Annotated in this window: 24 protein-coding genes and 1 riboswitch; of the genes, 8 read left to right on the top strand and 16 right to left on the bottom strand. The window is 75.9% G+C overall.

Features of this window, described 5'->3' with window-relative positions:
* Positions 1-5: 5 nt before the first annotated feature.
* The 3 genes from FXF50_RS16330 to FXF50_RS16320 are packed head-to-tail and all read right to left on the bottom strand — an operon-like array spanning position 6 to position 2,789.
* On the bottom strand, positions 6-1,181 hold the full coding sequence (locus FXF50_RS16330; protein WP_148428688.1) for a trans-acting enoyl reductase family protein: 1,176 nt from the start codon (positions 1,179-1,181) through the stop codon (positions 6-8).
* Between the two features lie 31 nt (positions 1,182-1,212).
* Positions 1,213-2,364, bottom strand: a complete 1,152-nt coding sequence (locus tag FXF50_RS16325) for an alcohol dehydrogenase catalytic domain-containing protein (RefSeq protein WP_148428686.1) — start codon at positions 2,362-2,364, stop codon at positions 1,213-1,215.
* Entirely contained in the window at positions 2,361-2,789 is a 429-nt protein-coding gene (locus FXF50_RS16320) for a hypothetical protein (RefSeq protein ID WP_370464120.1), read from the bottom strand. The genes FXF50_RS16325 and FXF50_RS16320 overlap by 4 nt, the downstream gene beginning before the upstream one ends.
* A 173-nt stretch (positions 2,790-2,962) precedes the next feature.
* Between FXF50_RS16320 and FXF50_RS16315 the strand changes: the two genes are divergently transcribed.
* Positions 2,963-5,818 carry a LuxR C-terminal-related transcriptional regulator gene (locus FXF50_RS16315; RefSeq protein WP_148428682.1) on the top strand — a complete coding sequence of 952 codons (2,856 nt, stop codon included), beginning with the start codon at positions 2,963-2,965 and terminating at the stop codon, positions 5,816-5,818.
* A 12-nt stretch (positions 5,819-5,830) separates the two neighbouring features.
* Here the strand turns inward: FXF50_RS16315 and FXF50_RS16310 are convergent, their stop codons facing one another.
* The 3 genes from FXF50_RS16310 to FXF50_RS16300 all read right to left on the bottom strand — a co-directional run bounded on the left by FXF50_RS16310 (position 5,831) and on the right by FXF50_RS16300 (position 7,703).
* Positions 5,831-6,382, bottom strand: coding sequence for a thioredoxin domain-containing protein (locus FXF50_RS16310; protein ID WP_148428680.1), 552 nt, complete (start codon positions 6,380-6,382; stop codon positions 5,831-5,833).
* Between the two features lie 59 nt (positions 6,383-6,441).
* Complete coding sequence (locus tag FXF50_RS16305; RefSeq protein ID WP_148428678.1) at positions 6,442-7,119, bottom strand: BON domain-containing protein; 678 nt, start codon at positions 7,117-7,119, stop codon at positions 6,442-6,444.
* Positions 7,120-7,298: 179 nt separating this feature from the next.
* Positions 7,299-7,703 carry a hypothetical protein gene (locus tag FXF50_RS16300; protein WP_148428676.1) on the bottom strand — a complete coding sequence of 135 codons (405 nt, stop codon included), beginning with the start codon at positions 7,701-7,703 and terminating at the stop codon, positions 7,299-7,301.
* A 428-nt stretch (positions 7,704-8,131) separates the two neighbouring features.
* Here FXF50_RS16300 and FXF50_RS16295 point away from each other — a divergent pair, with 428 nt between their 5' ends.
* Together FXF50_RS16295 and FXF50_RS16290 are read left to right on the top strand one after the other, a co-directional pair.
* Entirely contained in the window at positions 8,132-8,491 is a 360-nt protein-coding gene (locus tag FXF50_RS16295) for an STAS domain-containing protein (RefSeq protein ID WP_148428674.1), read from the top strand.
* A 104-nt stretch (positions 8,492-8,595) separates the two neighbouring features.
* Positions 8,596-9,048 carry an SRPBCC family protein gene (locus FXF50_RS16290; RefSeq protein WP_091319597.1) on the top strand — a complete coding sequence of 151 codons (453 nt, stop codon included), beginning with the start codon at positions 8,596-8,598 and terminating at the stop codon, positions 9,046-9,048.
* Between the two features lies 1 nt (position 9,049).
* Here the strand turns inward: FXF50_RS16290 and FXF50_RS16285 are convergent, their stop codons facing one another.
* The 5 genes from FXF50_RS16285 to FXF50_RS16265 all read right to left on the bottom strand — a co-directional run bounded on the left by FXF50_RS16285 (position 9,050) and on the right by FXF50_RS16265 (position 15,177).
* On the bottom strand, positions 9,050-9,559 hold the full coding sequence (locus FXF50_RS16285; RefSeq protein ID WP_148428672.1) for a hypothetical protein: 510 nt from the start codon (positions 9,557-9,559) through the stop codon (positions 9,050-9,052).
* Positions 9,560-9,656: 97 nt separating this feature from the next.
* On the bottom strand, positions 9,657-10,727 hold the full coding sequence (locus tag FXF50_RS16280; protein WP_148428670.1) for a hypothetical protein: 1,071 nt from the start codon (positions 10,725-10,727) through the stop codon (positions 9,657-9,659).
* Between the two features lie 4 nt (positions 10,728-10,731).
* Positions 10,732-10,863: riboswitch (cyclic di-AMP (ydaO/yuaA leader) on the bottom strand.
* Positions 10,864-11,006: 143 nt separating this feature from the next.
* Complete coding sequence (locus FXF50_RS16275) at positions 11,007-11,921, bottom strand: cation diffusion facilitator family transporter (protein ID WP_148428668.1); 915 nt, start codon at positions 11,919-11,921, stop codon at positions 11,007-11,009.
* A 90-nt stretch (positions 11,922-12,011) separates the two neighbouring features.
* Positions 12,012-14,126 carry an AAA family ATPase gene (locus tag FXF50_RS16270; RefSeq protein ID WP_148428666.1) on the bottom strand — a complete coding sequence of 705 codons (2,115 nt, stop codon included), beginning with the start codon at positions 14,124-14,126 and terminating at the stop codon, positions 12,012-12,014.
* Positions 14,127-14,235: 109 nt separating this feature from the next.
* Entirely contained in the window at positions 14,236-15,177 is a 942-nt protein-coding gene (locus FXF50_RS16265) for an alpha/beta fold hydrolase (protein ID WP_148428664.1), read from the bottom strand.
* A 151-nt stretch (positions 15,178-15,328) separates the two neighbouring features.
* Here FXF50_RS16265 and FXF50_RS16260 point away from each other — a divergent pair, with 151 nt between their 5' ends.
* Positions 15,329-15,940 carry a carbonic anhydrase gene (locus tag FXF50_RS16260; RefSeq protein WP_148428662.1) on the top strand — a complete coding sequence of 204 codons (612 nt, stop codon included), beginning with the start codon at positions 15,329-15,331 and terminating at the stop codon, positions 15,938-15,940.
* Between the two features lie 65 nt (positions 15,941-16,005).
* Here the strand turns inward: FXF50_RS16260 and FXF50_RS16255 are convergent, their stop codons facing one another.
* The gene (locus FXF50_RS16255; protein ID WP_148428660.1) at positions 16,006-16,335 is read right to left on the bottom strand and encodes a hypothetical protein; all 330 of its coding nucleotides are present in this window, start codon (positions 16,333-16,335) and stop codon (positions 16,006-16,008) included.
* Positions 16,336-16,665: 330 nt separating this feature from the next.
* Between FXF50_RS16255 and FXF50_RS16250 the strand changes: the two genes are divergently transcribed.
* The 4 genes from FXF50_RS16250 (at position 16,666) to FXF50_RS16235 (ending at position 22,268) form a co-directional block, all read left to right on the top strand.
* Complete coding sequence (locus FXF50_RS16250; RefSeq protein ID WP_091319620.1) at positions 16,666-17,157, top strand: DUF3145 domain-containing protein; 492 nt, start codon at positions 16,666-16,668, stop codon at positions 17,155-17,157.
* Positions 17,158-17,182: 25 nt separating this feature from the next.
* Positions 17,183-18,913, top strand: coding sequence for a glycoside hydrolase family 3 protein (locus FXF50_RS16245; protein ID WP_255510057.1), 1,731 nt, complete (start codon positions 17,183-17,185; stop codon positions 18,911-18,913).
* 95 nt (positions 18,914-19,008) lie between these two features.
* Positions 19,009-19,995: a glycosyltransferase family 2 protein gene (locus tag FXF50_RS16240; RefSeq protein WP_255510056.1), complete on the top strand. Its 987-nt coding sequence runs from the start codon at positions 19,009-19,011 to the stop codon at positions 19,993-19,995.
* The gene (locus tag FXF50_RS16235; protein WP_148428656.1) at positions 19,992-22,268 is read left to right on the top strand and encodes a DUF2298 domain-containing protein; all 2,277 of its coding nucleotides are present in this window, start codon (positions 19,992-19,994) and stop codon (positions 22,266-22,268) included. The genes FXF50_RS16240 and FXF50_RS16235 overlap by 4 nt, the downstream gene beginning before the upstream one ends.
* 3 nt (positions 22,269-22,271) lie before the next feature.
* Here the strand turns inward: FXF50_RS16235 and FXF50_RS16230 are convergent, their stop codons facing one another.
* The 4 genes from FXF50_RS16230 to FXF50_RS16215 all read right to left on the bottom strand — a co-directional run bounded on the left by FXF50_RS16230 (position 22,272) and on the right by FXF50_RS16215 (position 25,277).
* Positions 22,272-22,910: a lipoprotein gene (locus FXF50_RS16230; protein WP_148428654.1), complete on the bottom strand. Its 639-nt coding sequence runs from the start codon at positions 22,908-22,910 to the stop codon at positions 22,272-22,274.
* Positions 22,911-22,993: 83 nt separating this feature from the next.
* The gene (locus FXF50_RS16225) at positions 22,994-23,704 is read right to left on the bottom strand and encodes a bifunctional 2-polyprenyl-6-hydroxyphenol methylase/3-demethylubiquinol 3-O-methyltransferase UbiG (protein WP_148428651.1); all 711 of its coding nucleotides are present in this window, start codon (positions 23,702-23,704) and stop codon (positions 22,994-22,996) included.
* Between the two features lie 104 nt (positions 23,705-23,808).
* Positions 23,809-25,035 (bottom strand): beta-ketoacyl-ACP synthase II, encoded by a 1,227-nt coding sequence (fabF, locus tag FXF50_RS16220; protein ID WP_148428649.1) that lies wholly within the window; start codon positions 25,033-25,035, stop codon positions 23,809-23,811.
* A 2-nt stretch (positions 25,036-25,037) separates the two neighbouring features.
* Positions 25,038-25,277 (bottom strand): acyl carrier protein, encoded by a 240-nt coding sequence (locus tag FXF50_RS16215; RefSeq protein ID WP_007072348.1) that lies wholly within the window; start codon positions 25,275-25,277, stop codon positions 25,038-25,040.
* Positions 25,278-25,287: the final 10 nt, after the last annotated feature.

Here is a 25,287-nt window from a genome sequence, read left to right as displayed (position 1 = left end):
GAGGGTCAAGCGTCCAGCACCCGGAACGTGATCCCGGCCCGGACCAGCCGGTCCAGCAGGGCGTCGCCCATCGCGGTCACCGGGGTCACCTGCCCGGCGGTCGCCGGCAGGTCGTCGAAGGCCAGGCAGAGCGCGGACTCGGCGAGCATCTTGGCGGTCTCGTCGTAGCCGGGGTCGCCGCCGGCCACCTCGGTGCGTACGGTCCGGCCGCCGCCCGTGCCGACGAAGCGGACCCGGAACCACGACTTCGCCCGCTGGGCGGCGCTCGGCCCCTGGCCGGAGGAGAGCCGGCCGAGCAGCCAGCGCCGGGTGGGCGGCAGCTTCACCAGCCCCACCACGCCGGCCAGGCCCACCCCGGCGACCAGCACGGTGGGCAGCCGCTTCATCGCGGCGAAGTGGCGGTAGCGGAAGTCCGGGCCGTACTCCGGGCGGGCCGCCGCCGACCGGCGGACCACCTGCGGGTCGATGGTGGGCAGCGGCACCGCCCACAGCCCGAACTCCTTGACCCGGCCGACCCGGCCGGGCACCGCCCGGACCCGGCGGCCCTCCGGCCGCGGCTCGACCGCCCTGCGCGCCTTCGCCGCCCGGCTCATCTCGCCCGTCCGGGAGAAGGCGGTGAGCGCCGAGTGGTACGTCCCCGCGGAGAAGCGCCCACCGGCCCGGACGTAACCGTCCACGGTGACCGGCCCGTCGGTGGGCAGCTGCTTGACGGTGAACCAGGCGCCCAGGTCGTGCGGGATCGAGTCGAAGCCGCAGGCGTGCACCAGCCGCGCCCCGGTGCGCACGGCCTCGGCGTGGTGCCGCACGTACATGAGGTCGACGAACTCCGGCTCGCCCGTGATGTCGAGGTAGTCCGTGCCGGCGGCGGCGCAGGCCGCGACCAGCGGCTCGCCGTGATGGATGTACGGGCCGACGGTGCTGGCGACCACCCGCGCGCTCTCCGCCACGGCGCGCAGCGACGCCGGGTCGGTGACGTCGGCGGTGAGCAGCGGCAGCCCGGCCAGGTCCGGGTCGACGGCGGCCAGCCGGTCCCGCACCCCCGCCAGCTTGCCCGGGTTGCGGCCGGCCAGCGCCCAGCGCAGCCCGTCCGGGGCGTGCCGGGCCAGGTACTCGGCGGTCAGGCCGCCGGTGAACCCGGTGGCGCCGAAGAGGACGAGGTCGTACGAACGGTCGTCACGCATCCGCCGAGTGTGCCACCCCGGGCCGCCGCGATCACGGGGAGAACACCGCCCGGACGCAGCCGTCGGCCCGGTCCCGGAACAGCGCGTAACCGTCCGCGCCCCGCTCCAGCGGCAGCCGGTGGGTGGCCAGGTGCTCGGTACGCAGCTCGTCCCGGGCCATCCGTTCCAGCAGCATCGGGATCCAGCGCTGCCCGTGCTGCCGGCCGCCGCGCACGGTCAGCCCCTTGTCCAGCACGGCGCCGAGCGGGAAGGTGTCCACGAATCCGGCCCCGGTGCCGAGCAGCACCACGGTGCCGCCCTTGCGGCAGGAGTGCACGGCCTCGCGCAGCGCCGGCGACCCGTCCGCGCGCCGGCCGGGCCGGCCCGTGAACAGCCCCGGCGACCGCGCCGCCGGGCCGACCGCCTCCACGCACACGTCCGGGCCCCGCCCGCCGCTGCGCTCCCGCAGCTCGGCGGGGACGTCCAGGTAACGGAAGTTGAGCGGCTCCGCACCGACGTGCCGCTCGACCATGCGCAGCCGCTCGTCGTGGTCGTCGACCACGATCACCCGGTCCGCCCCGCGCAGCCGGGCCGCCGCCGCGGTGAGCTGGCCGACCGCCCCCGCGCCCCAGATCGCCACCACGTCGCCGGGGGCCACCTCGCCCAGCTCGGCGCCCATCCAACCGGTCGGAGCGGCGTCCGAGGCGAAGACGGCCCGGTCGTCGCTGACCCCCTCGGGCACGGTGAACGCGCCGACGTCCGCGTACGGCACCCGGACGAACTCGGCGTGGCTGCCGGCGAAGCCGCCGAGCAGGGCCGGTCGCCCGTAGCAGCCGCCGGTGGGCTGCCCCCACTCCGGCTCGGCCCCGGCCGCGCCGGTCGTCCCGTTGTCGCAGCAGGCGAAGAGGCCCTGCCGGCAGAACCAGCAGGCCCCGCAGGAGATCCCCGCGCAGACCACCACCCGGTCGGCGACCCGGTGCCGGCGTACCTCCGGCCCGACCTCGACCACCTCGCCCAGGAACTCGTGCCCGAGCACCTCCCCGGCGGCCAGGTGGGGGACCCCTCCGGCCAGCAGCGGCAGGTCGGCGCCGCAGGTCACGCTCCGGCGTACCCGCACGATCATGTCCTGGGCGTTGCGCAGCTCCGGGTCGGGCACCTGCCGGACCGCCAGCGTGTCGGCGCTCTCCCAGCAGAGCGCCCTCATCCAGCCGTCCCCGGACGGTCCAGCCGCGAGCGGTCCGCCCGCAGCACGTCCCCGGTCTCCACGAGCTGCTTCGCCTCCCGCAGCGCCTGCCGCAGGAACCGGCCGGGATCGTCGCCGACCAGGTGGGCGGCGAGCCCCGGCAGCGTGGGCTGGCCGCCGAGGGGGCGGACCGCCAGTTCGGTGCCCCGGCCTCCGGGAGCCGGGCGGGCCGCCAGCTCGACCGCGCCGTCGAGCCGGCGCAGCGGTTCCGGCCAGCGCCCCGGCGGCAGCACCTCCTCGGGCCGCCCGGCCACCGTCACCACCTGCCAGCGGCCGGGCCGCGGGTCGGGCGCGGCCGTGGGCGGGCGGCGTCGGTGCCGGCGTACGCGGGCCAGGGCCCCGCCCGCCAGCACGAGGGCGAGCCCACCGCCGGCCAGCCGTCCCATCCGTGCCACCTGCCCCTCCCGTCGTCGCGGGTCACCGGGCGGCCGGGTCCGCACGGCCGGCCGCCCGCGTGCCTCCAGGGTGCGGCCGGCCGGGGTGAGCGGGGTTCGCCCCGAAGGGGTGAACCGGCCCGGGCCGGGTAACCGCTGCCCGCACCGACCGGGGGAGGGGCCGCATGCCGGATGAGGCTGACCGCGTCGAGGTCACCGCGTCGCCGACCGACGTCACCACGGCGACCGACGTGACGCCGGGCTGGGGTGGGTCGGCGGGGGGCCTCGGGGTGGTCGGCCCGCCGCTGCTGGCGTCCCGGCTCTCGCCGGCCGCGCTGCCCGAGCCGGTGCTGGTCCGGCCCCGGCTGCTGGACCGGCTCGACCGGGGCGTCGCCGGGCCGGTCACCCTGGTGCTCGCGCCGGCCGGCTGGGGCAAGACGACGCTGCTCGCCGGCTGGGCCCGGGCCGTGCGGGGCGAGCCGCCGCCGGCCTGGGTGACGGTGGAGGCGGGGGACACCGGGGAGCGGCTCTGGGCGTACCTGGCTGCGGCGCTGCGGGCCGCCGCCGACGGGGTGCCGGGCGAGGGACCGCAGCCGCCGGTGCCGGACGGCCCGCCCCGGCCGGACCAGCTCGAACTGCTCGCCGCCGCGCTCGCCGCCCGGGACCGCCCGGTGCTGCTGGTCCTGGACGACCTGCACCGGGTGACCGATCCGGCCGCGCTGGCCGGGCTGGAGTTCCTGCTCCGGCACACCGAGGGGCGGCTGCGGGTGGTGGCCGGCGCGCGGACCGATCCGCCGCTGGCCCTGCACCGGTGGCGGCTGGCCGGCGAGCTGACCGAGATCGGCCCGGCCGAGCTGGCGTTCACCCCCGACGAGGTGGCCGACCTGCTGGTCGCGCACGGGGTGCCGCTGCCGGCCGCGGCGGTGCCGCGGCTGGCCGAACGGACCGGGGGCTGGCCCGCCGGCCTGCGCTTCGCCGCGCTGGCGCTGCGCGCCCAGGCGGACCCGGCCCGGGCGGTCGACCGGTTCACCGGTGACCAGCCGGACGTCGCCGGGTACCTGCGTGACGAGGTGCTCGCGCCGCTGGACCCGGCCGCCCGGGACGTGCTGCGCCGCAGCGCGGTGGCCGCCGCGGTCTGCGCCGACCTGGCCGAGGCGGTGACCGGGCGGCCGGACGCCGGTCAGGTGCTGGCCGACCTGGCCCGCGAGGGCGGCTTCGTCCAGCGGGACGGGAGTAGCCCGTCCTGGTACCGGTGCCAGCCGCTGCTGGCCGACCTGCTCCGCGACGAGCTGGACCGGCTCCCCGCCGACGAGCTGGGCGAGCTGCACCGGCGGGCCGCCGGCTGGTACACGGGCCACGACCGGCCGGCCGAGGCGCTGCGGCACGCGCTGGCCGGGGGCGAGTGGGACACCGCCACCGAGCTGCTCATCGCCCGCTGGCCCGAGCTGGCGCCGTACGAGCGGGACCGGCCCGCCGTCCCGGTCCCACCCGAGCCGCCGGCCGAGGCGGTGCGCCGGGATCCCGAGCTGGCGCTGGCCGGCGCGGCCGAGCGGGCGTACGCGGGGGACGCCGAGGCGGCCGCGGGACAGCTGCGACGGGCCGTCGAGCACGCCCGTGACCTGCCCGCCCCGCGTCGGGACCGGTTCCGGCGGCTGGCCGTCGCGGTCGAGCTGACCCTGGCCCGGCTCGCCGGTGACCACGACGAGGTACGCCGTGCCGCCGGCCGGCTGCTCGCCACCGGCGCCCCGGACGGCCCGGTCGACGACCCGCGGGCCGGTGCGGCGGAGGACGCCGACGTGCGGGCGGTCGCCGGCACCGCGCTCGGGCTCGTGTCGCTGGCCGAGGGAAAGCTCCCCGAGGCCGCCGCGCGCTTCGCCGAGGCCCTCGCGGCGGCGCGACGGGCGGGCCGGCCGCGTACCGAACTGGTCTGCGCCAGCCGCTCGGCGCTGCTCGACGCGGCGCACGGGGCGCTGCGGGCCGCCGAACGGCACGCCCGGGAGGCGCTGGCCCTGCCGTCCTGCCAGGGCTGGTCGTCCCGGTTGGACTGCGGGTACGCGTACCTCGCGCTGGCCCTGGTGGCCTGGGACCGGGACGAGCCGGCGGAGGCCGCGGCGCACCTGACCCTGGCCGGGCCGGCGACGGCGGAGCCGGGCGCGGCGGCGCTGGCGGCGCTCTGCCGGGCCGGGCTGCTGGCGGCCGGCGGGGAGCCGGCGGCGGCGCTGCGCGCCCTCGTGGCGGCCCGGGAGACGGCGCCCGGCCCTGAGCTGGGCGCCTGGCTGGCCGCCGACGAGGCCCAGCTGCGCGCCGCCGTGGGCGACGTGGAGAGCGCCCGGGCCCTGCTCGCCGACGCGGGGGCCGGAGCGACGGACGCCGCGACCGCAGCCGATCCGTCACACGCGACGGGCGCGGGGCCGGCCGGCCCGGAGCCGGGCCGGGCAGACGGCGGCGGACGAGCAGCCCTCGACGTGGCGCTGGCCCGGGTGCGGCTGCGGTCCGGCGACCCGCGCGAGGCCGGGCGGGCGCTGCCCGACTGGACCGGGCCGGACGCGGCGGCCTGGCCGCTGTCCGTGCGGCTCTCCGCCGGGCTGCTCGACGCGGTGCTGACCGGCGCGGGCGGTGACGGCCGTCGGGCCGGACGGATCCTGGAGCAGGTGCTGGACCTGGCCGAGCCGGAGGGCTGCCGGCGCGTCTTCACCCGCGCCGAGCCGGGGGTCCGCGACCTGCTCGCCGCGCACCTGGACTCCGGCACCGCGCACTGGCCCACGGTGAGCGACCTGGTCCGCGGGGCCGACGAGCGCCGGGCCGACGAGCCGCCGGAGCGCCCGGCCGGACCGGAGCGGACCCTGGACGAGCCGCTGACCGAGCGGGAGCTGACCATCCTGCGCTACCTGCAGAGCATCCTGTCCAACGTGGAGATCGCCAGCGAGCTGTCGCTGTCGGTCAACACGGTGAAGACCCACGTGCGCAACATCTACCGCAAGCTGGACGCGACCCGCCGGCGGGAGGCCGTCCGGCGGGCGCGGGAGCTCCGGCTGATCTGACCGGGCCGGGGCTCAGGGGTTCGCGGCGGCGTCCACGGCGGCCAGCAGGTCGGCCAGGTCGTAGCCGCCGTCGTGGCGCACCTCGTTGACGAAGAGCGTCGGGGTCCCGTCGACCCCGCTGCGGATGCCGCCGACGAAGTCCTGCCGGACCCGGTCGGCGTGGGCCTGCCGCCCCACCTCCGCGCCGACCTCGTCGGGTGGCAGCCCGAGCTGCTCGATGCCGAGCGACAGGTGCACGGGGTCGAGTTGGTCCTGGTGCTCGTAGAGCCAGTCGTGCATCTCCCAGAACCGTCCCCGCCGGCCGGCCGCCTCGGCGGCCTCGGCCGCGCTCTCCGCGTACGGGTGGACGTTGGCGATGGGGAAGTGCCGGTAGACCAGCCGGACCGTGTCGACGCGCTGGCGCAGCACCTCGGCCAGGTTGGTGTACGCGGCGCCGCAGAACCGGCACTGGAAGTCGCCGTACTCGACGAGGGTCACCGGCGCGTCGGCCGGGCCGCGGGCGTGGTCCGCCGCGGTAACCGGGACGTGCAGGCGGGCGGTGGTGACCTGGAGAGGCGTGGTCATGGTTCCCACCCTCGCCCACGACGGGGTGAGCCGGGATCACCCGGCCCGGGTGGTCCGGCTCACCGCGCCACGGTCACGTGGTTGTGCACCTCACGGATGCCGGGCGCGTTCCACACCACCCGCTCGATCTCCGCGCGCTCCGGCGCCGAGTGGACCACCCCTTCCAGCAGCACGGTGTCGCCGTGCACCCGGACGCTGATCCCCTCCGCCTCGGTGGCGGCGTTGCGGGCCAGCGCGTCCACGATCCGCTCGGCCAGGTCGCGCCCGTCGGCGCGGATGCTCGGCCGCACGGTGATGCCGTTGCTCACCCCGCGTACGCCGGTGAGCCGGGCGACCGAGCGTTCGGCGGCACGGCGCTGGTACTCCCACTCGACCTCGCCGTGCAGGGTGACCCAGCCGTCGGCGACGGTCACGTCGAGCGCCTCGATCGGCACGAACGCGTCCCACTCCAGCGCGCGGCTGACCGCCGTGGCGATCTCCGGGTCGCTCTTCTCGGCGGAGGTGGCGATCCGGACGGCGACGTCGTTGGCGACCGCCCGGACGCGGGGCACCCGGTGGGCGGCCCGCTCGGCGGCCCACTTCTTGGCGTAGCTGTCCACCGAGCCGCTCAGCGTCACGATGCCCTCCGTGACGGTCACCCCGATCTCGTTGGGCCGTACCCGGGGCTCCCAGGTCAGTTCGTCGAGGACGGCGGTCTGGATCTCCTGGTCGGTACGGGTGGTCGTGGCGGTGGCCATGCTGGCTCCCTCCCGGGTCGGTTCGCGGTTCGTCGGACTCCGCCGCCGGCACGGAGTCCCGCAACTCCGATCCTGCGCGAGCCCCGGGTGACCTGCCCTCACCCGATCCGGGTGGGAACCACCGGCACACACGACGGTGGCCGCCCCCGACGCCGGGGGCGGCCACCGTAGTGTCCGGCTCAGCCGTCGAGGCCGGCGGGGGAGTTGGGGCGGTCGACGTCGACGAACTCGATCTCGTCGACGTCCCGCTCGCGGCTGCCGGCCGCCCGCGCGGCGGTGCCGGCGGCCCAGCCGATCGCCGCGCCGGCGAGCGCCGCGGCGATCAGCAGCGTCCAGGGCAGCGCCGGCCGCCGGCCGGCGAGCGCGTCGAAGGCGAGGCTGGCCCGGCGGCGGGCCTCCTCGGCGGCGGAGCCGACCAGGACGGTGGCGTCGTCGGCGAGGCCGGAGGAGTTGCGGCGGGCCGAGCGGGCGGCGTCCCGCACACTGTCGCCGGCGGAGCCGGCGGCGGCGAGCAGGTGCTGCCACGCCTGGTCGGCGACCCGCTCGGGCTTGCTGCGGCGGTCCAGCAGGGTGGATCCGAACATGGGTGTTACCTCCTCGGGGTGCCGAAGTCCGGTGGCCGGTTCGGACTCCGGATGTCGTCCGGCGCGTGACGGTTCGCTCCCCGTGCCCAGTGCCCCGACCCGACCCGGCGCAAACCACCCCGGCGGGGCGCGTCGGCGCGGCATCGGACAGACCACCCGGACGCGCCGGGGGGTCGGGTTGCCACCGGGACGTGCGGCGGCCCGCTACCCTGGGTCGGCGGATCGGCCGGGCCCGCCCCGGTCGATCGACCGGTGGGACCCGCGCCGCGGGCAAAACCGGAGCCGGAAGGTCCGGATCAGGGTGCCCAGGTGTGCCCAGTCCGCGAATTGCTCATCCCGAGGGGTGGCGACCGAGGCCGTCGGAGGAATACTCTCGGTCGCGGCCCGCGTACTGATGAGGCGCCCATTGGGCGAGTGGAGGTGCTCGCGTGAGCCTGTCGATCGTGAAGTCGATGCTGTCGGGTGGTGTGGTCCAGATCGCCCCGCGGGGCGAGATCGACGTCGACACCGCGTACGAGGTGCGGGAAGCGATCGCCGAGGTGCTCGCCAAGGGCCGCCCCTCCCGGATCGAGCTCAACATGCGGCTCGTCACCTTCATCGACTCCGTCGGCATCAGCGCCATGGTCGCCGGTTTCCAGACCTGCGAGGTGAGCGGCGTCAAGCTCGTGGTCACCGAGCCGAGCCGCTTCGTGCACCGGCAGCTCTGGGTGACCGGCCTGCTCGGCCTCTTCGGCGCGCCCGAGCCCTGGTTCGCCGACAGCACCCGTGAGGTGCTCCCCGGCGCCTGAACGGCGCCCACCCCCCGCCCGGTGGACAGGGACTTCCGACCCGTTGCCAGCCCGGCTCCGGTACGGGACGATCGTGCGGACCCACGACGGCGAGGGGGTACCGCTTGCTCAGCAGCGACAGCTTCAGCTACACCGTGCAGGCCCGTTGCACCCGGGCGGACGCGGTGGCCCTGCTCGGCGACCTGAGCCGGCAGGGCGAGCTGCATCCGCTGATCGTGCGGGTCCGCCAACTGCCGCCCCGCCCGGGTGCGCTGGCCAGCTACGCGATCACCGACCGGCTGGAGCTCGGCCCGCTGCACTTCCCGGTCACCTACCAGGCCGACGTGCTGATCGCCAACGAGGACGAGGTGGTCACCGTGGCCCGGCAGCAGCCGGCCACCACGGTGCGCAACCACACCCGGCTGCGTGACGAGCCCGACGGGGTGGTGCGGATCGACGTGGAGATCACCCTCTCCGCCCCCGCGCCGCTGTTCGGCTACGCCTTCCGGCAGGCCCGGGCGGCCCACCTCGGCCTGGCCAGCCGGCTCGGCGCCACCCTGGAGGGGCGGGCGGCCTGACTCAGCCGCGCCGCCCGGCCGGCGCCGGTCGCCGGGCCGCCGGGCGGGCCGGCCGCAGCCGCCCCCACGGCTTGTACGTGGACAGCACCGTGACCACGAGCAGCAGCGTGCTGGAGACGGTCGGCGCGACCACCAGGTCGACGCGCAGGTGGGTGGTGGCCGCCCCGGCCAGCTCGCCGAGGTGCCGGACCCGCGGGGTGAGCAGGAGCAGCACCAGCGTGAGCACCACGGTCGTCACGGCGAACTTCACCAGCACCCAGCGCCAGCGCAGCAGCCCCCACGGGGTGAGCAGCGCGCTGGCCAGCCCGACCAGCCAGACCACCACGCTCAGCGGGGCGAACAGCCAGGTGACCAGCAGCGCGGCCGCCGGGTAGACCACCTCGGGGTCGGCCCCGCGCAGCCCGGCCACGCCGAGGGTGAGCAGCACCAGGTCGGCGCCGAGCCAGCCCACCGACGTGACCACGTGCAGGGTGAGCAGGGCCTTGCGTCCGGTGGGGGAGAGTCGAGTCATGCCCCCGATGCTCGGCCGTCGCGGGCGCCGCGTCGTGGGCCGCGCGGCGACACCCGGCGTACGTCGTGGGGCGTAGGCCGGGTGCCGCCGGGGCGGGTCAGTACACCGACAGGTGCACGTGGTTGGTGTGGTCGCTGGACGGGTCGCCGTTGCCGCCGCTGTACGCCTTCCAGCCGCTGCTGGGCAGCCAGATCTGCTTGTACCAGATCACGTAGAGCACGGCGAGCGGGTCGGCGTTGCGGATGAAGTAGGCGGCCAGGTTGTTGCCGTACGTCTTGTCGCCGCCGGTGGCCACGCCGCCGAAGCCGTCCTTCTGCGCGGCGAAGTCGCAGGCCCGCCCCTTGGGGTGTTCACCGGAGCCGCTGGGCCGGTGGCAGGAGACGTACCGGGTGAAGCCGGCCGCCTTGGCCTGCTGGAGCGCGTGCAGCGTACGCGGGGTGATGCAGCCGTCGGCCGGCGTCGGGTCGTCGACGCTGCACGACTCGGGCGGCCAGGAGCCGTCGGCGTTGCGCGGGGCCGGCTTCGCGTTCGCCGACGAGGTGCCCTGCACGCTGCCGCCGCCGCTGCTGCGGGACGCGCGGTCGTTGGCGACCTCCAGGGCGCGTTCGGCCTGCTCCTTGCGCTTGGCCATCACGGTGACCTGCTTGCGTTGCTCCTGGATCTCGCCGGTGAGCGCGGCCTGCGTGCGGGTGGCCTCGTCCCGGGTCTCGATGAGGTCGCGCAGGGCCCGGTCCTCGTGCGCGGCCACCTGCTCCAGGGCCGCCGCGCGGTCCATGAAGCCCTCCGGGCTGCTGCTGCCGAGCAGCGCCGCGGCCGTGCCCATCCGCCCGGCCCGGTACGCCACCCCGGCGATCTCGCCGACCTTGGCGTCGCGCACGGTCAACTCGGCGTTGACCGTCTTGAGCTGGGCGGTGAGCTGTTGCTGCCGGGTCACCGAGCGGTTCAACGCGGCCCGCGCCTCGAGCCAGCCCTTGCTGGCCGCATCGAGTTGGGCGCGCAGCGCCGGCGTGCCGCCCTCGTCGTCGCCGGGTGCGGCGGCGAGCAGGCCGGTCGCCGGGGCCGCCGATGCGGGGAGGGCCGGCTCGGCCACGACGCCGAGGGTGAGCGTCGCGATGAGCAGGGCCGCCAACCGGGCGGCCGTCCGTCGTACAGGTGCCACTGGGGGCATTCACGTGTCCTTCCGTCAACCGCCGACCGGGTTAGCTGACGGGTTCGGGACGGAAGATCCCTACCGCTGACGCGGATGCACCCCACGAACGTGGTTCCCCGGCTCGCCCCTGCGGGCGATTAGGCGCTGGCCGCCGCAGGCGCCGGTGGGCGCCGCCCGGCGGTGGCCGCGGTCGAGCCTACCGGCGCTGCTCCGGGCCGGCTCCGCAGGTGGGAGCCGGCGACCCGGTCAAAACCGGCATAAGTGCACAATAACCACTTGGATTTAAGATTGTCCTAATTACCACTCGACTGCACCGCAGGCCCCGGGAGACGCTCCGGGTTCGATCTGCAACGTGGCGTGATCGATCGAGAAGTCCTCGTGCAGGGCGGTGCGGGCCGCGGCCAGCACGTCGCCCACCTCGGCGCCCGGGACCATGGTGAGGTGCGCCGAGGCCACCTCCATGCCCGAGGTGAGCGTCCAGACGTGCAGGTCGTGCACCTCCGCGACGCCGGGCACGGCGGCCAGCCGGTCGTGCACGGCGGTCACCTGGAGGTGCTCCGGGGCGGCCTGCACCAGGATGCGGACGGCGGCCCGGCCGAGCCGCCAGGTGCGCGGCAGGATGAACAGCCCGATCGCCACGGCGACCAGCGGGTCGGCCCACCACCAGTCGGTGAGCGCGATGATCACGGCGGCGCCGATCACCCCGAGCGAGCCGAGCAGGTCGCCCAGCACCTCCAGGTACGCCCCGCGCAGGTTGATGCTCTCCTCGGCGCCGGCGCGCAGCAGCGCGAACGCGGCGATGTTGGCGAGCAGGCCGAGCACCGCCACGGCGAGCATCGGCCCGGCCAGCACCTCCGGCGGCTCGCCGAACCGGCGTACCGCCTCGATCAGGACGTAGACCGCCACGGCGCCGAGCAGCACCGCGTTGGCCAGCGCGGCCAGCACCTCCAGCCGGTAGAGCCCGAAGGTGCGCTGCGGATCGGTGTCGGCCCGCCGGGTGGCGCTGATCGCGGCGAGGGCCATGCCGATGCCGAGGACGTCGGTGAACATGTGCCCGGCGTCGGAGAGCAGGGCCAGCGAGCCGGTGGCGAACGCGGCCACCGCCTCGACCGCCATCAGGGCGGTGAGCAGACCGAACGCGGCCCAGAGCCGACCACGGTGACGGTGCGCGGCGTTGGCCACCGCGCCGCTGTGGTCATGACCTGCGCCCACGCCCACACCCTCCGTCCGTCGCCCCGGCCGAGCTCAATCTATGCTCACATCGCTATATGTGCAACTGAACGTCGGGACGGGGCGCCTTCGTCAGCCGACCGGGTCGAGCGTGGTGAGGCGCTGGGTGGCCCGGGAGAGCGCCACGTAGAGGGTGCGCACGCCCGACCCCGGGTCGGCCCGGATCTCGCTCGGAGCGACCAGCACCACCCCGTCGTACTCCATGCCCTTGGCCTGGAGGCTGGTCACCACCTGGAGCCGGCCGCCGAGGTCGCCCACCCAGCCGGCCACCTCGTCCCGGCGCGGCACCGGCGTGATCACGCCCACCGTGCCCTCGACCTCGGCCAGCAGCGCACGGGCCGCCGCCGCGGTGGCGGCGGGCAGTTCGGCGGCGGGCACCGTCCGCTCGACCGGTGCCACGCCGGTGGAGCGGACGGCGGTGGGCAGCGCGAGATCCGGGTGGACGCGGCGGATCTCCGCTGCCGCCACGGCGAAGATCTCCGCCGAGTTGCGGTAGTTGGTGGTGAGCTCGTAGCGGTACCGGCGGCGCCGGCCCAGCGCCTGGTCCCGGGCCCGGGCGAGCTCCTGCGGGTCGCCGGTCCAGGCGGTCTGCGCCGGGTCGCCCACCACCGTCCAGGAGGCCAGCCGGCCGCGCCGGCCGATCATCCGCCACTGCATCGGCGAGACGTCCTGCGACTCGTCGACCACCACGTGCGCGTAGTCGCGGTAGTCCTCCGGGCGCTCCCGGGCGGCGGCCCGGGCGGCCCGCTGCCGGTCGGCGGCCGTGCTCAGCTCGCGTACGCCGCCGGCCAGCTGGTACGGGTCCCGCTTCGGCCTCGCCCGCTGCACCGGCCTGCCGAGCAGCGCGTCCAGCTCGTCCAGCAGCGCCACGTCGGCGATGGTGAGCCCCTCGGCGTCCAGGCTCCGGTACGCCTGCGTCAACAGCCGGATCTCGGCCCCGGACAGGACGCCGCCGGCGTACCGGCGCAGCCGCTCGGGGCGGGCCAGCCAGTCCAGCACGTGCCGCGGGTGCAGCCGGGGCCACCAGGCCTTCAGGAACTCGCGGAACTCCGGCCGCTCGATGATCTCGTCCTCGAACGCGGGCTGCTCCGGCAGCCCGCCGATCCGCAGCGCGCGGGCCTGCGCCCAGAGCGCGCCGAGGACCGCGTCGAAGGCGGCCCGGCGCACCTCGTTGCGGCGCGCGCCCCGGGACAGCGTCCGGTCCCGGATCGCGTCCAGCTCGGGCCGCTCCAGCCGGAGCAGCTCGCCCCGGTAGAGCAGGCGCAGCTCGGTGGGAGAGTCGGGCACCGCGTCCCGGACCGCGCGCTCCAGCACCCGGCGCATCCGCAGCGACCCCTTCACGGCGGCCACCTCGGGCGGGTCGGTCCGGGTCGCCGACAGGCCGGGGAAGAGCGAGCCCAGCGAGTGCAGGGTGGCGGTCTCCTCGCCGAGCGACGGGAGCACCGAGGCGATGTACTGGACGAACACGCTCGACGGGCCGACCACCAGGATGCCGCCGCCGGCGTACCGGGCCCGGTCGGAGTAGAGCAGGTACGCGGCCCGGTGCAGGGCCACCGCCGTCTTGCCGGTGCCCGGGCCGCCGGAGACGATCGTGACGCTGTTGCCGGGGGAGCGGATCGCCTCGTCCTGCTCCCGCTGGATGGTGCTCACGATGTCCCGCATGCCGTGCCCGGTGGCCCGGGAGAGGGTGGCCAGCAGCGCGCCGTCGCCGACCACCGCCATGTCCGGCGGCGCCGACTCCGGGTCCAGCAGGTCGTCCTCGATCCGGGTGACCCGCTCCGCCGACGACTGGATCGTGCGCCGCCGCACCACGCCGCGCGGCTCGGCCGGGGTGGCCTGGTAGAACGCGGCGGCGGCCGGCGCCCGCCAGTCCACCACCAGGGTCTCGGCCTTCTCCCCGCGCACCCCGAGCCGGCCCACGTGCAGCACCTGCCCGGTGCGCAGGTCCAGCCGCCCGAAGACCAGACCCTCGTGCTCGGCGTCCAGCACGTGGCGGCGCTGCGCCGCGTGGAAGACCATGGCGTCCCGCTCGACCAGCGCCCCGAAGTTGCCGACCCGGGCCAGCCGGTAGCCCTCCCGTTCGGCGTCGGCGGCCGACCGACGTAGTTCGGCCAGCCGGGCGTACACCCGGTCGAGATGCCGTTGTTCGACGGCCATCTCCCGTTCCAGGGTGGTCTGGTCGCTCAACGCGGGGGCTCCTGTGGTCAGACGGCGGGCTGAATGAGGGTACGGGCCGCCGACCAGGCCGCTGTCGGGGCCATGCCGTTGCCCGCTGCCCGCCGGTGCGGGTTGCCCGTTATCCGGACGTTCCCACCCGCTGCCCGGACGTTCCCGCGTCCGTCCCCGTGAGCACCTGGTGCAGCACCCCGGCGACGGCCGCGTTCACGTCGTCGGGGCGTTCCATCATGAGCATGTGGCCGGCGCCGGGGCAGACGGTCAGCTCGGTGGTGGGCAGCGCCGCGGCGATCGACTCGGCGCACGGCGGCGGGGTGAGCCGGTCCCGGTCGCCGACCAGCGCGGCGGCCGGCAGCCGGCCCAGCGCCGCGAGGGTGTCCAGCCGGTGCTGGGCCCCGATCGAGGCGCGGAAACCGCCGATCGAGCGCAGGGAGGCGTGCGCCACCGCCGAGGTGACCAGCCGGATGTCGGCCGGGTCGCAGCGGTCGCCGAACAGCATCCAGCGGATGCTCGGGCGCAGCGCGCGCAGCAGCGCGTGCGGCGGACGCCAGGCGCCGCAGCGGGCCAGCACCCCGGCGCCGGTCGTCTCGGCGAGCCGGATCAACCGGGCGATCCGGGGCGACAGCCCGTAGGCGGTGTGCGTGTGCCCCTCCGCCGTCGTCGAGACGAAGACCAGGCCGGCGGTGCGGCCGGCGAAGTGCTCGGGGTGGCGGTGGGCGTACTCCATCACGGTCATCCCGCCCATCGAGTGCCCCACCAGCACGATCCGCCCGGACGGGACGACCTGGTCGACCACGGCCGCCAGGTCGTCGCCGAGCTGGGCCAGGGTGGCGGTACGCAGCGCCATGCAGCTCGACCGGCCGTGCCCGCGGGCGTCGTAGGTCACCACCCGGACCCGCTCGCCGAAGCGGTCGCGCAGGTCGGCGAGCTGGCGGTGCCAGCTGCGCCCGTCCAGCGTCCAGCCGTGCAGCAGGATCGCGGTGACCTCGGCGTCGACCGGCCCGGTCGCCGCCACGTGCAGGCGTACGCCGTCGGGTAGCCGCACCTCCAGGTGCTCCGGCATGAGTCCACCTCCCCCGGGCCGACCGGTGTCTGTCACACCGGAGTGACCCGGCGGTAACACCGGCGTACCCGTCATGACAACACGGCAACCGGGTGGTGAGAAGATTCCCAACCCGGCTTCGCGACGTCGGATCGGTGACCAGGCTGGAGGCATGCCGCCCACCCCCGCCGCCCGCACGCCGCGGGCCGCCCTCGCCGAGCTGCTCGCCGGCAACCGGCGCTTCCTCAGCGGGCAGCCGGTGCACGGCCACGACGTCACCGCCGCCGCCGCGGTGGCCTCCGGCGACCAGCAGCCGTACGCGGTCCTGCTGGGCTGCATCGACTCGCGGGTTCCGCTGGAGGCGATCTTCGACCAGACGTTCGGCTCGATCTGCGTGATCCGCACCGGCGCGCACGTGCTCGACCGGGCGGTCTGCGGCTCGATCGAGTACGTGGTGGGGCAGCTCGGCGTACGCCTGGTGATGGTGCTGGGGCACGAGCGCTGCGGCGCGGTGGGCTCGGCGGTCGAGGCGCTGCGCAGCGGGCGGCTGCCGGAGGGCTCGCTGGGCTACGTGGTGGACCGGATCGCGCCGGCGGTCCACGAGGTGGGCGCGGACGACCCGGACGCACATCCCCTCGCCATCCGCCGGCACGTCCGGCGCACGGTGGCCACCCTGCGCGCCGACGACCTGCTGGCCGGCCCGGTCGGGGCGGGGGAGGTCGCCGTGGTCGGCGCCCTCTACGACCTGGCCACCGGTGAGGTGGCGCTGCTGCCGGAGGAGTGAACAGACGACAACCGCCCGCCGGGGTGACCCCGGCGGGCGGTTCGTGGTGTCGCGGGTGAGGGCGCTCAGCCCTCGAAGACGCCGGCCTCGACGAGACGCTTCTCGGTCTTGTCCCAGCCGTGGTCCGGGTGGGAGGCGGCCAGCGCGTTGATCTCGGCGCGCAGCTTGGCGGCGTGGCCGGCGGCGGCCAGCACGCGCAGCTCCTCGACGAAGGCCTCGGAGTCGGTGCGCAGGTGCGCGGTCTTGCCGTTGGTCAGGTTGCGCACGTAGGCGTGCTTGCCGCCGTTGAGCGGGATCAGGTACTTGAACTCGCCCAGCACGCTGAGGGCGCCACCCTGGCCAGCCTGGCCGGCCCGGACTGACGCGCGCGCGGTCTTAGAGGTGTTGCTCGCCACGGAGGTACTCCTTGCAGACGTACGGGAGGACGGAAAACGTCCGGGGGCTGATGTGCGGTTTGACGCCCGGGGTGAGCGTCAGCCCGCGAAGACGTGCGGCGGCACAGAACCGCCCAGAGAACTGTACACGACCTCGACGCCTGGCTGGTCGTCGCGCCGTCAGGGAGCACAACGGGGTCAGCCGCCCGGGTATTTCCCGGTCACCGGGGCCGGCGAATTTTCCGATTCGCTGGCGCACCATCCGTCACTCGGGTCATCATGTGTTGCAGAGGCCACTCGGGTGGACGAGGTCGTAGGGGAAGACGCACCTCGGCTCACCGGGAGGTCACCGTGCCAACGCGTGGCGTCGTATACGTCCACTCGACCCCGCTCGCCGTGTCCTCGCACGTCGAGTGGGCGATCGCGCGCGTCCTCGCCGCGCCGGTCAACCTGCACTGGACGGCCCAGCCCGTCGATCCCGGGGCGCGTCGCGCCGAGTGCGGGTGGACCGGCAGCCCGGGGACGGGCGCCGAACTGGCTGCTGCCCTCCGGCAGTGGCCCATGATCCGTTTCGAGGTGACCGAGGAGCCCAGCCCGGGAGCCGACGGCGAGCGCTTCATGTACGTCCCGGGGCGCGGCCTGTTCCGGGCCACCGTCGGCGCGGCCGGGGACATCCAGCTCGGCGAGGACCGGCTGCGCAGCATCATGGCGTCCGCCCGGGCCCCGGAGGCCCTCGCGCACGCCCTCGACAAGGCCCTCGGCACCGCCTGGGACGCCGAGCTGGAGCCCTACCGCTACGCCGGGGACGGCGCCCCCGTGACGCTGCTCACCCGGGTGGGGTGACGGAAGGTCAAGTTGCCCCGATACGGTGGGGCGCGTGTCGATTTCCCCGCGTCGCGCCGGCGTCGCGCTCGCCGCACTGACCGCGCTGCTCGTCTCCGGGTGCTCGGGTGAGCCGGAACGACCCCGACCGACCCCGTCGAGCCCGGCGCCGGCCCCGTCGTCGGCCGCCCCCTCGCCGACCGGCGCCGACCCGGCCGCCCGGGCGGCCGCCCTGGTGGCGACGCTCTCCGACGAGGACCTGGTCGGCCAGGTGCTGATGCCGTACGCGTACGGGAGTTCGGCCACCAAGGTCTCGCCCGGGTCGGCGGCCGGCAACCGCGCCCTGGCCGGGGTCGACACCCCCGCCGAGATGGTCGCGAAGTACCGCCTCGGCGGGCTCATCCTGGTCGGCTTCAGCGCCGACGACCCCACCTCGGGCAACCAGGAGACCACCAACGTCGACAACCCGAAGCAGGTCCGCGCGCTGACCGACGGGCTGCGCGAGGCCGCCGGCCGGCTGCCCGCCGGCCCCGCCCCGTTCCTGATCGGCACCGACCAGGAGTACGGCGTGGTCACCCGGATCACCGACGGCGTCACCCTGCTGCCCAGCCCGCTGGCCGCCGGGGCCGCCGGCAACCCGGCGCTGACCGAGGCCGCCTGGCGGGCCGCCGGCGCCGAGCTGGCCGCCATGGGCGTCAACCTCGACTTCGCCCCGGTCGCCGACGTGCTGGCCACCCGCAGCACGGTGATCGGTTCCCGCTCCTTCGGCGCCGACCCGAAGATCGCCTCGGCGCAGGTGGCCGGCGCGGTCCGTGGCCTCCAGGCCGAGGGGGTCGGTGCCGCCGTCAAGCACTTCCCCGGCCACGGGCTGACCGCCGCCGACTCGCACACCGACCTGCCGGTGGTCGGGCAGTCCCGCGCCGTGCTCGACCGCACCGCGTTCCCGCCGTTCCACGCCGGGATCGACGCCGGGGCCATGGCGGTCATGTCGGCCCACCTCGACGTCAAGGCGGTCGACCCGGGCACCCCGGCCACCTTCTCCCGCAAGCTCCTCACCGACGTGCTCCGCGGCCAGCTCGGCTTCCAGGGCGTGGTGATCACCGACGGGATGAACATGGCGCCGGCCAAGCGGTGGTCGCCGGGGGAGGCCGCGGTCCGGGCTCTGAACGCCGGCAACGACCTCATCCTCATGACCCCGAACGTGGGCCAGGCGTACGAGGGGATGCGGGCCGCGCTCAAGGACGGCTCGCTGCCCCGGACCCGCCTGGTCGAGGCGGTCACCCGGGTGCTGACCATGAAGTTCAAGCTGGCCGACCGGCCGGCGCCCGCGCTGTCGACGCTGGACAGCGCCGCGCACCGCAAGGCCGCCGCCGACCTGGCCGCCGCGGCCGTGACCATGCTGCGCGGCCGCTGTGGCAGCCCGGTGGCCGGCCCCGTCACCGTCACCTCCTCCGGTGGGCGGGACCGCACCCGGGCCGCGCTGACCGAGGCGCTCACCGCCGCCGGGGTGAAGGTGGTGCCGAGCGGTGGCACGGTCGTGCACCTCGTCGGGTACGGCGACGGCAGCAAGGACCTGCGTGCCGACGCCACCGTGACGGTGGCCATGGACACCCCGTACGTGCTGGCCGGGGCGAAGTCGCCGACCCTGCTGGCCACCTACTCGTCCACCCGGGCGTCGATGACCGCGCTGGCCGCGGTGCTCGCCGGCAAGGCCCGCCCGACCGGCCGTTCCCCGGTGCCGGTGTCCGGCCTGCCGGCCACCACCTGCGGCACCTGACCGGGTCGGCGCCCGGTGACCCACCCGGCTCCGACCTGCCCGGCTGGTAGCGTCGGCCCGTCCGCCGCCGCCAGGGAACCGGGGGGTCGAGTGCCGTGACCGCGCCGCAGCCGGCCCTGTCCGTGGTGGTGCCGATGTTCAACGAGGAGGCCGTCCTCCCGCTGCTCGCCGTCCGGCTGCGCGGCGTGCTGGACGGGCTCGGCGAGACGTACGAGGTGGTGGCCGTCGACGACGGCAGCACCGACGGCACCGCGGCGGCGCTGGCCGCGCTCCGGGTCGGCTGGCCGGAGCTGCGGGTGCTCCGGCTGCGCCGCAACAGCGGCCACCAGGCCGCCCTGCACGCCGGCCTGCTCCGTGCCCGGGGCACGTACGTGGCCAGCATCGACGCCGACCTCCAGGACCCGCCCGAGGTGATCCTCGAACTGCTCCGCCGGGCGCGCGCCGACGACCTCGACGTGGTCTACGCCGTGCGGGCCGACCGCAGCCGGGACACCCGGTTCAAGCGGTGGACCGCGGGCGGCTACTACCGGCTGGTCCGGCGGCTGGTGGGCGAGCAGGTCCCCGCCCAGGCCGGCGACTTCCGGCTGGTCAGCCGGGCCGTCGTGGAGGCGCTGCGGCAGCTGCCCGAGCGCAACCCGGTGCTCCGGCTCGTGGTGCCCTGGCTCGGCTTCCCGAGCGGCGAGGTGACGTACGAGCGGCAGGAGCGCGCCGCCGGCCGGACCAAGTACCCGCTGTCCCGGATGGCCGGGCTGGCCGCCGAGAGCGTCACCAGCTTCTCCGCCGCCCCGCTGCGGGTGGCCACCTGGCTGGGGCTGGTCGGGGTGGCGGTCTGCGGGGTGCTCGTCGTGGTGGCCGTGCTGGCCTGGTTCGCCGGCGCCACGGTCAGCGGCTGGCCCTCGCTCTACGTGGCGATCCTCTTCCTCGGCGCGGTGCAGCTGCTCTGCCTCGGCCTGCTCGGCGAGTACGTGGCCCGGATCTACACCGCCGTGCAGGGCCGGCCCGCGTACCTGGTGTCCGGCGACAGCGCCGACGCCGGGCCGGACCGTCCGGACCCGGCCGAGCTGGCCGACAGCCTGCGGTGACCGCCCTCGCCGCCGGCGCCGCCCCGGCGGCCGTCGACCCGCGCCGCCGTCCCGCCGCCCTGCGCTGGGCCCCGGCCGTCGCCGCCTACGTCGCCGTGGTCGCCGTGCTGCTCGCCGTCGACACCCCGGCCGCCGCGATCGCCCGCTGGACGGCGTACGCGGCGCTCGCCGTGCTGCTCCCCGGCACGCTGGTGTTCCGCGCGCTGCGCCGCCGGCCGCACACCCTGGTCGAGGACCTGGCCATGGGCGCGGCCGTCGGCCTGGTGCTGGAGCTGGTCGCGTGGGCCGGGTTCACCGCCCTCGGGCTGCCCGGGTGGCTGCGGCTCTGGCCGCTGGCCGTGGTGGCGCCGTTCGCCGCCGTGCCCCGGCTGCGCCGGCACTGGCGGGTCCGCCACCCCACCGCCGTCCCGGTGGGGTGGGCCTGGTCGCTGGCGGGGGTGGTGGTCGGCTTCACCCTCTACCTGTACGGCTCGTTCCTCGCCGTCAACCCGGTGCTGCCCTCCGACGAGGGGCAGGCACAGTACATCGACCTGGCCTTCCAGCTCTCCATCGCGGGGGCGGCCACCCATCAGGTGCCGCCCGAGGTGCCGCAGGTCGCCGGGGAGCCGCTGCACTACCACTGGTTCGGCTTCGCCCACCTGGCCGCCACCAGCCTGGTCAGCGGCGTCGACCTGCCCACGGTGCTGTTCCGGCTCGCCGTGCCCGCGCTCTGCGCGCTCGCCGCCGTGCTGGTCGCCGTGGTCGGCTGGCGGATCACCGGCCGCCCGTACGCCGGGGTGGTGGCCGCCGCGCTGCTGTTCACCGTGGGCGAGTTCGGCTTCGAGAACGGCTGGCGGCAGCTCTTCGGCAGCCAGGCCACCTTCATCGTCTGGGGCAGCCCGTCGATGACGTACAGCTGGGTGCTGCTGCTGCCGCTGATCGCCGTGCTCGGCGAGATCGTCGGCCGGGCCCGCGGGGTGACCGTGCCCGCGCTGGGCCGCGGCGCCTGGCCGCTGGCGCTCCTGTTCCTGGCCGCGTCGACCGGCGCGAAGGCCAGCACCCTGCCGGTGGTGCTGGCCGCGCTCGGGCTCACCGCCGCGGCCACCCTGCTGGCCCGCCGCCGGCTGCCCCGGGGCGTGCTGGTCGCCGCCGGTCTGGCGCTGGCCGCGCAGTTCTTCGCCACCGCGGTGCTGTTCGCCTTCGAGAGCCACGGGGTGGTCCTGGACCCGTTCTTCGGGCTACGCCCGTACGTGCCGACCGACCGGCCGGCCGGGGTGACGGCGCTGTGCTGGGTGCTGGTGGCGGTGGCGTTCCTGCTCAACCTCCAGCTCCGGGTGGCCGGCGCCCTGGCCCTGCTCAAGCTGCGCCGGTGGCGGCTCGAACCGGTGCAGGTGTTCCTGCTCGGCGGCGCGCTCGCCGGCCCGGCCATCTACCTGCTCGTCGGGCATCCCGGCAGCAGCAACCAGTACTTCACCCGCACCGGGTTCGCCTTCGGCGTGCTCCTCTCCGCCTGGGGCTGGGCCGAGGTGGCCGACCGGGCCGCCCTCGCCGTCCGGGGCCGGTGGCTGCTCGGCGCGGGCGCCGCCGGGCTCGCCGTGCTGCTCACCGCGGTGCAGCTCGACTCCGCGGTCAGCACGCCCGCCGTTCCCGCGTACGCTCCGGTGCTGCCGCTGCTCCTCTGGGCCGCCGTGCTGGCCGTGCCGGTGGTGCTGGCGGCCCTGTGCTGGCCGGCCCTCGTGGGGCGCTGGCCGGGGCTGGCCGGCCGGGGCGGGCTGGTGCTGCTCACCGCCGTGCTGGCCGCCGGGGCGCCGGGGCTGGTCATGGACGCCGCGGCCACCCGGGTCTACCCGAACGGCGGGGCGTACCCGGTGGTGGCGATGCCCGCCTACCGGGTCGAGGCGGCCCGCTGGGTGCGGGCGCACAGCGCCCCGGACGACGTGCTCGCCACCAACGCGCACTGCCGGGAGGTGGTGGACGGCTGGTGCGACGCCCGCTCGTTCTGGCTCAGCGGCTACGCCGAGCGGTCGGTGCTGGTCGAGGGGTGGGCGTTCGCGCCCCGGATGGTCGGCCGGCCGGAGGGCCCGTACGCGCCGTTCTGGGACGCCGGCCGGCAGCGCGCCAACGACGCGGCCTTCACCGCCCCCACCGCCGCCGGGCTGGCCGTCCTGCGCGACCGGTACGGCGTGCGCTGGCTGGTGGTCGACCGCGAGATCGGACTCGAGTCGCCGACCCTGCGCACGTTGGCCGACCTGCGCCATGACACCGGCCGGATGGCCGTCTACCGGCTCCGCTGAGCGCTACTCCCAGTTCCGGTTGTTCTTCGCGGTCTGCTTGGCCAGCTGGTACGCCGGCAGCATGGCTTGGTGCTCCGCGTCGTCGGCCCCGCCGAGGGTCAGCAGGAAGCGCCCCCAGATGGTCGACACCAGGATCGCCCGCTCGTGGGTGCCGGACTCCGCGACGAAGGTCGCCTCGAAGGAGTCGAGCGGGCCGGCCTTCGTCCGGCGGTACTGCCGGTCGGTGACCTCGCCGTACGCGTCGAGGAACTTGTCCATGACCTCTTGCTGGTTGCCGGGCGCGTCCGCCTTCCAGGCCCGGAGGAAGCCGAGGTGACCGGCGGGCTTGGCGTCGATCTCGCAGACCGGCACGGCGCCGCCGATCGCGGCGTCCCGGCCGTTCTTCACCGCCTTCGCCCGCCACTTCGCCGGTACCGAAAAGATGAGCTCCATCGGGCACGGGCTCGCCTTGTCGCCGAGCTCACCGGCCGCCGCGGCCGGGGCGACCTCGTCGTACCAGGGCGGGCCGGCGACCACCGGCGAGGCGGTTGGGCTGGGCGACGTCGACGGGCTCGCGGTGGCCCGCGGCTGCTCGTCGGAGCAGCCGGCGATTCCGGCCAGGGTCAGCGCGGCCAGCACGGCCGTCGCGGTACGTCGCAGCATCCCCGTCCTCCTGCGTTCCGTGCCGTCGTGCTCGACGGCGGTCCGGGGATATTAGTAGATCTTGGTCGTTCCTGGTGTCCGGGTCACGCCGGACGATGCGCCCGCAGCATCAGCGAGACACCGGGCAGCGCCTTCACCGGCAGGTACCGCTCGGCGGTGATGACGGTGCGCAGCCCGAGGTTGACCACCGGGTGCAGGTCGTCCAGGTCACTGCCGGTCGACTTCCGGCGCCGCCAGGCCGCGACCGGGCGGAGCACCACGTTCCAGCTCCACAGCTCGTCGAGCACCAGCCCGGCCTTCTCCACCACCGCCCGCAGCCCGGCGCGGTCGTAGCGGCGCACGTGCCCGACCGCCACGTCGTGCGCCGACCAGAGCCGCATGTCGGCCGGCACCGCGATCAGCGCCGTACCGCCGGGGCGCAGCACCCGCCGGATCTCGGCGGCCGCGAGGTGGTCCTCGTCGAAGTGCTCCAGGATGTCGAAGGCCACCACCAGGTCGAGGCCCGCCGAGGCGAGCGGCAGGTGCCGGGCGTCGGCCCGGATCACGTCCAGGCCCCGCTCCCGGGCCACCCCGGCGCCCTCCGCGCTGTACTCCAGGGCGAGCGGCCGCCAGCCATGCGCCCGCAGCACCCGGGTGTTGCCGCCACCGGCCGCGCCGACGTCCAGCGCCCGGCCCGGGCGGGTGCCTCCGGCGGCCAGCCGCCGCAGCGCCCGGCCCAGCAGGACCCGCCGCTCCCGGTACCACCAGTGGGTGTCCTCCAGCGCGGCGAGCTTGCGGATCTCGGTCGCTTCCACGCGCGGTGCTCCTCGACGGCTCGGCGGCCCTCACCCTAACCGGCCGGGACGCGCTCGGGGCCCGCGTCCGGTGCGGACGCGGGCCCCGAACGGGTACGCCGTGCTCAGGCCCGGGTGAACACCAGGGCCACGTTGTGCCCGCCGAAGCCGAACGCGTTGTTCAGCGCCGCGGGGATCTCCAGGTGGCGGGCCTTGTGCGCGGCCACCTCCAGGGAGAGGCCCTCGTCCGGGTCGTCCAGGTTGATCGTCGGGGGTACGACCCCGTCCCGGATGGCCAGGATGGTGGCGATCGACTCCAGCGCGCCGGCCGCGCCGAGCAGGTGCCCGGTCATCGACTTGGTGGCCGTCAGCAGCGGGTGGTCGCCCACGGCCTTGTGCAGCGCGCCGATCTCCAGCATGTCACCGACCGGCGTGGAGGTGGCGTGCGCGTTGACGTGCCTGATGTCGGTCTTCGCGACGTCCGCGTCGGCGACCGCCTTGGCGATGGCCCGGATGGCGCCCTCGCCCTCGGCGTGCGGTTGCACGATGTCGTACGCGTCCGAGGTGATCCCGGCGCCGGCGAGGCGCGCGTAGACCCGGGCGCCGCGGGCGGCGGCGTGCTCGGCGCGCTCCAGGACCACCACGCCCGCGCCCTCACCGAGGACGAAGCCGTCGCGGCCCTTGTCCCACGGGCGGGACGCCTTCTCCGGCTCGTCGTTGCGGGTCGACATGGCCCGCATCGAGGCGAAGCCGGCGATCGGCAGCGGGTGGATGACCGCCTCGGTGCCGCCGGCCACCACCACGTCGGCCCGGCCGGAGCGGATGATGTCCAGCCCCAGCGCGATCGCCTCCGCGCCGGTCGCGCAGGCGCTGGCCACCGAGTGCACGCCGGCCTTGGCGCCGAGTTCCAGCCCGACCCAGGCGGCCGGACCGTTCGGCATCAGCATCGGCACGGTGTGCGGGGAGACCCGCCGCGGGCCGGACGCCTCCAGGATGTCGTCCTGGGCGAGCAGGGTGGTGGCGCCGCCGATGCCGGAGCCGACGCTGACCGCCAGCCGCTCCGGGTCGAGCCCGGAGTCGGCCAGGCCGGCGTCCGCCCAGGCCTGCTGCGCCGCCACGATGGCGATCGCCTCGGACCGGTCGAGCCGGCGCAGCTTGACCCGGTCCAGCACCGTCGACGGTTCGACGGCGAGCTGTGCGGCGATCCGGACGGGCAGTTGCGCGGCCCACTCCTGGGTGAGCGCACTCACCCCGGAGCGGCCCGCGAGCATGGCGTCCCAGGTCGACGCGACGTCCCCGCCGAGCGGGGTCGTCGCGCCGAGCCCGGTGACGACGACGTCGGGACGACTCATGATCAGGACTGCGCCTCGATGTAGCTGACGGCGTCGCCGACGGTCTTGAGGTTCTGCACCTCGTTGTCCGGGATCTTGACGCCGAACTTCTCCTCGGCCGCCACCACGACCTCCACCATGGAGAGCGAGTCGACGTCGAGGTCGTCGGTGAAGGACTTCCCCTCGGCCACGTCGTCCGGGTTCACCCCGGCAACCTCTTCGAGGATCTCGGCGAGGCCGGCGGTGATCTCGTCACGGGTCATTGCGGTGGGT

The sequence above is a fragment of the Micromonospora sp. AP08 genome, assembly GCF_008085935.1.
Taxonomy (GTDB): Bacteria; Actinomycetota; Actinomycetes; order Mycobacteriales; family Micromonosporaceae; genus Micromonospora; species Micromonospora chersina.
This window is presented reverse-complemented; position numbering and strand designations above follow the sequence as displayed.

Bases quoted from the DNA above. Each gene is read 5' to 3' on its own strand.
- FXF50_RS16330 (WP_148428688.1), bottom strand. From the start codon at position 1,181: ATGCGTGACGACCGTTCGTACGACCTCGTCCTCTTCGGCGCCACCGGG.
- FXF50_RS16325 (WP_148428686.1), bottom strand. From the start codon at position 2,364: ATGAGGGCGCTCTGCTGGGAGAGCGCCGACACGCTGGCGGTCCGGCAG.
- FXF50_RS16320 (WP_370464120.1), bottom strand. From the start codon at position 2,789: ATGGGACGGCTGGCCGGCGGTGGGCTCGCCCTCGTGCTGGCGGGCGGG.
- FXF50_RS16315 (WP_148428682.1), top strand. From the start codon at position 2,963: ATGCCGGATGAGGCTGACCGCGTCGAGGTCACCGCGTCGCCGACCGAC.
- FXF50_RS16310 (WP_148428680.1), bottom strand. From the start codon at position 6,382: ATGACCACGCCTCTCCAGGTCACCACCGCCCGCCTGCACGTCCCGGTT.
- FXF50_RS16305 (WP_148428678.1), bottom strand. From the start codon at position 7,119: ATGGCCACCGCCACGACCACCCGTACCGACCAGGAGATCCAGACCGCC.
- FXF50_RS16300 (WP_148428676.1), bottom strand. From the start codon at position 7,703: ATGTTCGGATCCACCCTGCTGGACCGCCGCAGCAAGCCCGAGCGGGTC.
- FXF50_RS16285 (WP_148428672.1), bottom strand. From the start codon at position 9,559: ATGACTCGACTCTCCCCCACCGGACGCAAGGCCCTGCTCACCCTGCAC.
- FXF50_RS16280 (WP_148428670.1), bottom strand. From the start codon at position 10,727: ATGCCCCCAGTGGCACCTGTACGACGGACGGCCGCCCGGTTGGCGGCC.
- FXF50_RS16265 (WP_148428664.1), bottom strand. From the start codon at position 15,177: ATGCCGGAGCACCTGGAGGTGCGGCTACCCGACGGCGTACGCCTGCAC.
- FXF50_RS16260 (WP_148428662.1), top strand. From the start codon at position 15,329: ATGCCGCCCACCCCCGCCGCCCGCACGCCGCGGGCCGCCCTCGCCGAG.
- FXF50_RS16230 (WP_148428654.1), bottom strand. From the start codon at position 22,910: ATGCTGCGACGTACCGCGACGGCCGTGCTGGCCGCGCTGACCCTGGCC.
- fabF (WP_148428649.1), bottom strand. From the start codon at position 25,035: ATGAGTCGTCCCGACGTCGTCGTCACCGGGCTCGGCGCGACGACCCCG.
- FXF50_RS16215 (WP_007072348.1), bottom strand. From the start codon at position 25,277: ATGACCCGTGACGAGATCACCGCCGGCCTCGCCGAGATCCTCGAAGAG.